We start from the raw sequence: 5,407 nt of genomic DNA, 5'->3' as shown, positions 1-5,407 counted from the left end.
ATTTATCTTTTTTACGTTTGTAAAACAAACGGCGAGCGCGGCTAAAAACGCCGCTAAAAAGATAAAAAAACGCGCGGATTTTTTCATTTTACGTTGTAAAAATCATTTACCGTTTTATCGCCGCTAACCTCGTTTAGCACGATCTTGCGGACGAATTTATCGCCTCCGACCAAAATACGCGTAAAGATTTGCTTTAGCAGCAGATTTTTGGGCGTCAGCTCGATCTTCCAATTGCTTTTGTCGCCCGAGATTTTAAAGACAAATTCTTTCTCAAGCTCGGCCTTATCGAGCTTTATGATGGATAAAAAGAGCTTTTTATCAAAATTTTGATCGATTTTTATGAGCTGGTTGCCGCTTTTTTGAAAGATCCCGCGCTCGTTTATGACGATGCTAACCGCGATGGGACTTAGCGTATCGTAGAGCAGTTCGCTTTGGCTGAGTTCAAATTTGCCGTAGCTTTTAAACTCCACGTTAAAACCGCTCAAAAACTTCGTCTGAGCAAACTCGCCGCTGATATTTTGCGTTTTGATTTGAGATTTTATCTCATTAAAATCAAGCCCCATTAGGCTCGCAGCCAAACTAAAAATTATCGCTATTTTTTTCATTTATATACCTTTTTACTGCATTTTGTAGCTCTTGCGGGATTTCAAAGCACGTCTGCATCGCGCGCATATCCACGGCCGCCTGCGAGCTCGCGCCAGTGCACAGCGTCTCGCCTGTTTTGGCGCTTTTTACGATGTAGCCGATCTTTAGAAAGCACTCGCACTCCTTTAGCGTCGCTTCCACCTCGATCTCGTCGCCGAAAAACACGGGCTTAATATATTTTGCTTCGATTTTTACGATCGGGTAGGCGTAGCCGTCCGCTCTCATCGCCTCGTAGTCGTAGCCTATCTCCTCTAGCAGCGCGCACCTAGCCGTCTCAAAATACTTCACGTAGTTGCCGTGCCACACGACGTTCATACTGTCCACGTCGTAAAACTGCGCCTTTAGCGCGACTGATTTTGATATCATCTCATCTCCAAAAATCAAAAAAATTAAACCACTGCGTAGGCGTTTGCTTGCAGCGATTTTCCAGCTCGCGGACGTAAATTTGCAGATATTCGCGAGCTGCGGCGGCCTTATCTCGCCCTAGCTTTACGGCGCTTGCTAACGGCACTAGCTCGATTCTAAATTTGCCATCAATCTTTTGGCACCACAGCGAGCTTATCTTTACGCTCAAAATCCCCGCGATGAGGTACGGACCGTAGTTAAAGCCGGCCTCCTTGCCTAAAAATTTCACGCGCGCGGCCTTATCTCCGCCAAGAGGCGTCCTGTCGCCCATTATGCCGATATGCGCGCCGCTTTCGACGATATTTTTTAGCTCCAGCATCGCGGCAACGTCGAGCTCGTTAACCAGCATCATGCGCACGCTGCCGTCGTTTTTGCTGATTTCGCGCAGCACTTCGTTAAATTTGCGCGAGTTCTCGTCATAGGTCAAAATCACCATCCTAAAGCCATCGACCCGCGCAGCCAAAGCCTTGCAAATTTCGACGTTTCCAAGGTGCGCCGTGAGTAAAATTTGCCCTTTTTGCGCGCCGATTAGCTCGCTTTTTATGCGCTCTAGATCAATGATCTCTAGCTCGTCATCTTTGATCTTACCTTTCCAGACTCTAAATTTATCGCAGATAGCGCCGCCAAACGCCTCAAAATGGCTAAAAACGCTCGTGTCTTTTAGCATCTGCGAGCCTGCAAAAACGCTTAAATTTCGCCTAAATGCGGCGATGTTTTTGCGCTCGTTTTTTGAAAATATATAATAAAACCAAACTACGATTTTAACGATAAGCTTTAGCGCAAACTCGGGCAAAATTTGCGACAAAAATAGGCTAAGTCTTAGAAAAAACGCCCCTCCTCTTTCCTGCTTTTTCCACCAGAGATTTTGCTCGGCGTTTTCTTGCGGCTTTTTTAAATTTTGCGCGTCGTTTGCTTCGTTTGCCTCATCAAATTTACGCGGCTTGTCGCACGTCTTTTCGCTCAAATTTAACCCGCACGCTCGCCAAATTTTACTCAGCATAAATTTAGGCAGAGAAAAAAAGTATTTTGCGTGCATGAGGCTGATTAGCGCGTTATCGCGTAGCATCTTAAAGTGCGATACTCCGCCCTTTTCGTAGCGCACATAGGTATCTATCCAGCGCATATCTACGCCCTGCCTAGTGGCATTTACGAGGATTTCGATGTCAAATTCCATCCTGTTTGTTTTGCTTTTTGCTGCCGCTTTTTTAAGCTGCTCTAAAGGATAAACGCGAAAGCCGCACATGGCGTCTTTTACGCCAAGGCTTAGCGTATTTATCGCGACCCAAAAATTCGTGATTTTCCTACCGTGGACGCGTGATTTTGGCGCATCATCGCCGTAGATAGGATTTGCGCAGACGATACTTTGCGGGTGTGCCTCGCTCTGCCTCAAAAACTCGCCGATGAGTACCGCGTCGTGCTGAAAATCGGCGTCGATTTGCAAAACGTGGCTAAAACCGTGCTCCAGTGCAAATTTAAACCCGTCCTTCATAGCGATGCCCTTGCCGCCGTTTTGCGCGCGCGTGAGCAGCAAGATACCCTCCGTGCGCTCAAGCTCCGCCAAAATTTGCTTGCTCGCCTCGTCCGAGCCGTCGTCCACGACGATGACGGGTAGCTCGTAGGTTTTTAGCGCCGCGATCAGGGCTTTGATATTTTGCGGATGGTTGTAAAAAGGCACCAAAAACGCAAATTTATTCAAAGCGTAGCCCTTCCCGTCGAGCATTTTTCGCCGTTGCAAAACAGCTCAAAATAAAGCTTGCCGCCGCGTTTTTCAAAATAAACGCGAAGCAAATCGCCCGGTCTAACAAACTTCATAAATTTTAGATTTTCTACAGTATTAAGGCCACTAACGTCGATACCGACGCCGCTAGCTAGCTCAAAGACGTAGTCTAGCTGCATAAATCCAGGCAGTAGCGGTAAATTTGGAAAATGGCTCTCGTAAATCTCAAGCCCTGCGTGCATGGTAGCGCTAAATTCGTATTTTTGCGCTGAGTTTTCAAGCTGCTCGCCGTCCCCCTCAAATTTAGAGCAGATATCGCTTGCATTATCCGCGCCGCAGTTTAAGCCGCTCGCTAAATTTTGGCCGCTTTTATAAATTTGACCGCCGTAAATTTCGCCCGCCTCGTTTACGCGCCCGCCGCTCCAGACGGGTTTTGGGCTAGCAAATAGCGCGTTTTCAAATTCGCTTTTTTCAAATTTACCCTGCTGGTTTCGCGGCATTTTTTCTACTATTTTAAAGTATCGGACGCTGTTTTTAAACTCGAGCTTCAAAAGCTCTTTTAGCTCGTCTACAACTCCTTTTTTGCCGATTTTTCTAAATTTTTTAAGCCCCTCGTCATTAAGCTCCAAAAGCGCGGCGATGCGTTTAAATTTCGGATGCGGTGCGCAGTAGCAGTCCGCGAGCAAGCCGCTTTCTAGCAGCTTTGCCTCGATACTCTCCAGACTCACGCGCTTGTCGTTTAATTTAACTATGCGGTCTATCCTGCCTTGTAGCGCGAGGCGGCCCTCGTCGATGCTCGCCGCGTCGTTAGTCTGAAAAAACTCGCACCAAGGCGAGCTCACGTTTAGCGCGCCTCTATCGTCCAGCCCGGCGTTCACCGCGCCAAATAGCCTAAGCCCGTCGCCGCAGTCTTTTGCAACTATGCCAGTTTCCGTACTGCCGTAGATTTCGATGATACGCGCGCCGCAGATTTGGCCCAGCTCGCTTCTTAGCTCCTTTTTTAACGGCGAACCCGCACTTACGATCCCGCTTAGGCCTTTTAGCGCGCTTGCGGCGGGACTTTGAGCTAGAGTTCTAAGCAGCACCGGACTAGCGATAAATACGTGATTTGCAAGGTCTAAACCCAAAATCGCCTCGGGGTAGTTTAGCTCGTCCGCGATGACGCGCGCGCCCAGCACCAGCGGTAAAAAGACCTTAAAGGTAAGCCCAAACATATGTCTGTGCGAAACGCTCGAAAAAAAGGTATTTCGCTCGCTAAAATTTAGCTCGCGGGCTAGATATTCGCTCTCTTTTATCATCTGCGCGAGCGTTTTTTCTATCATCTTGCTCTTGCCACTAGAGCCCGAAGTTTGCAGGTAAAATTTAGCCTGCGGATCAAATTTAAACCCACTTACGGGTGCATTTGCAAGAAAATTTAAAAAATTTTCGTCGTTTACGGCGGTCAAATTTGCCTCATATATCGGCTTTGCCAGCACGCAAGGTGCGGCGCCCGCCAAAAGCGAGCCCAAAAACGCGGCATAAAATTTAAACGCATCATCGATGTAAATTTGCAGCTCTTTTATGCCGTTTTTTTCTAAAAACGCGGCAAATCTAAGGCACGCATCAAAGACGTCGCGAGAGTCGTCCGTAAATCTAAAATTTTTTAAATTTTCCTCAAAGCTCATTATTTTTTATAAATCTCTTTCTAAACAAAATTTCCCCGAAAAATAGCGCCCCCATCAGCGCGTAAGAGACCGCGCCGCTATAAACGCTCCAGTAAAATTTATTCTCCATCAAGGCTAGCGCGAGCGAGAGGGCGGCGTTAAAAACAAAAAACGCACACCAAATTTTGGTCAAATTTCGCGTATAAGCCACGCCTTTTTCGTCCAAATTTGGCTCTTTTAGTTTTGCTATTTTGGTGATGACGGCTTCGTTTTTTAAGCTAAAAGCAAAAAAGGCCAAAAACACCAAACTCACCAAAACCGGGTAAAGATACGCTAAAAATCCGCCTCTAAAAATCATACAAACCATGAAAAAAACGGCGGCCGCGATACTAAGCCTCCTCTCAAAGCCGCTCGAATACGCTCCGCGAGCTATCCATAGCACGGCAAGCGCCCAAACGACCCAAAAGGCAAAATCGCCCGCAAAAAATAGTGCGAACGGGTAGATGACGCTAACTACGCTTAGGGCGATTTTAAGCTTGCCCGTCAAATTTTTTAGCCACCGCGTTTACGATGTCTTCGAGCGTTTTTACGTTTTTAAAATCTTCAGGCATCAATCGGTGCCCCGTTTTGCGCTTGATGTGATCTATAAGATCGATCGCGTCGATGCTATCTATCTGAAGATCCTCGTAAATGCGCGTTTGCGGCGTGATTTTAGCCTCGTCGATCTCAAAAAGCTGCACGAGAGCGGACTTTAAAATCTCAAAAATTTCTTCCTGTTTCATCGTTATTTCCTGTTTTCAAAGATGTATTGCGCGAGGCTTTTTACACTGTAAAAAATCTCTTTTAAATTTGCGGTTTTAGAATCAAGCACCAAACCGTAGCTTTTTTGTACCGCAAGGCCGAGCTCTAGCGCATCGACGCTATCAAGCCCTAGCCCTTCGTTAAAAAGCGGTGCGTTCTCGTCGATATCGCTTGGCTTCATATCCTCTAAATTTAA

Annotated in this window: 7 protein-coding genes; all 7 read right to left on the bottom strand. The window is 46.7% G+C overall.

The window, feature by feature from the left end; translation table 11 throughout:
- Positions 1-83 precede the first annotated feature (83 nt).
- Positions 84-605, bottom strand: a complete 522-nt coding sequence (locus Q0546_RS02590; protein ID WP_298790262.1) for an outer membrane lipoprotein carrier protein LolA — start codon at positions 603-605, stop codon at positions 84-86.
- On the bottom strand, positions 580-1,011 hold the full coding sequence (locus tag Q0546_RS02585; RefSeq protein WP_298790260.1) for a thioesterase family protein: 432 nt from the start codon (positions 1,009-1,011) through the stop codon (positions 580-582). The genes Q0546_RS02590 and Q0546_RS02585 overlap by 26 nt, the downstream gene beginning before the upstream one ends.
- 1 nt (position 1,012) lies before the next feature.
- Positions 1,013-2,770 carry a glycosyltransferase family 2 protein gene (locus tag Q0546_RS02580; RefSeq protein ID WP_298790258.1) on the bottom strand — a complete coding sequence of 586 codons (1,758 nt, stop codon included), beginning with the start codon at positions 2,768-2,770 and terminating at the stop codon, positions 1,013-1,015.
- On the bottom strand, positions 2,743-4,431 hold the full coding sequence (locus tag Q0546_RS02575; protein ID WP_298790255.1) for an AMP-binding protein: 1,689 nt from the start codon (positions 4,429-4,431) through the stop codon (positions 2,743-2,745). Before Q0546_RS02575 ends, Q0546_RS02580 begins: the two co-directional genes overlap by 28 nt.
- Entirely contained in the window at positions 4,421-4,957 is a 537-nt protein-coding gene (locus tag Q0546_RS02570) for a DNA gyrase subunit B (RefSeq protein WP_298790253.1), read from the bottom strand. The genes Q0546_RS02575 and Q0546_RS02570 overlap by 11 nt, the downstream gene beginning before the upstream one ends.
- Positions 4,941-5,192: an acyl carrier protein gene (locus Q0546_RS02565; RefSeq protein WP_298790252.1), complete on the bottom strand. Its 252-nt coding sequence runs from the start codon at positions 5,190-5,192 to the stop codon at positions 4,941-4,943. Before Q0546_RS02565 ends, Q0546_RS02570 begins: the two co-directional genes overlap by 17 nt.
- Positions 5,193-5,194: 2 nt before the next feature.
- On the bottom strand, positions 5,195-5,407 hold a 213-nt coding region (locus tag Q0546_RS02560; RefSeq protein WP_298790250.1), incomplete at its 5' end, for a phosphopantetheine-binding protein.

The organism is uncultured Campylobacter sp., from assembly GCF_937997465.1.
Taxonomy (GTDB): domain Bacteria; phylum Campylobacterota; class Campylobacteria; order Campylobacterales; family Campylobacteraceae; genus Campylobacter_A.
Note: the sequence above shows the minus strand (reverse complement) of the source record. Positions and strands in the feature narration are given on the sequence as shown.

Excerpts from the sequence above, each read along its gene's own strand:
- Q0546_RS02565 (WP_298790252.1), bottom strand. The coding sequence starts at position 5,192 with ATGAAACAGGAAGAAATTTTTGAGATTTTAAAGTCCGCTCTCGTGCAG.
- Q0546_RS02585 (WP_298790260.1), bottom strand. The coding sequence starts at position 1,011 with ATGATATCAAAATCAGTCGCGCTAAAGGCGCAGTTTTACGACGTGGAC.
- Q0546_RS02575 (WP_298790255.1), bottom strand. The coding sequence starts at position 4,431 with ATGAGCTTTGAGGAAAATTTAAAAAATTTTAGATTTACGGACGACTCT.
- Q0546_RS02590 (WP_298790262.1), bottom strand. The coding sequence starts at position 605 with ATGAAAAAAATAGCGATAATTTTTAGTTTGGCTGCGAGCCTAATGGGG.
- Q0546_RS02580 (WP_298790258.1), bottom strand. The coding sequence starts at position 2,770 with ATGCTCGACGGGAAGGGCTACGCTTTGAATAAATTTGCGTTTTTGGTG.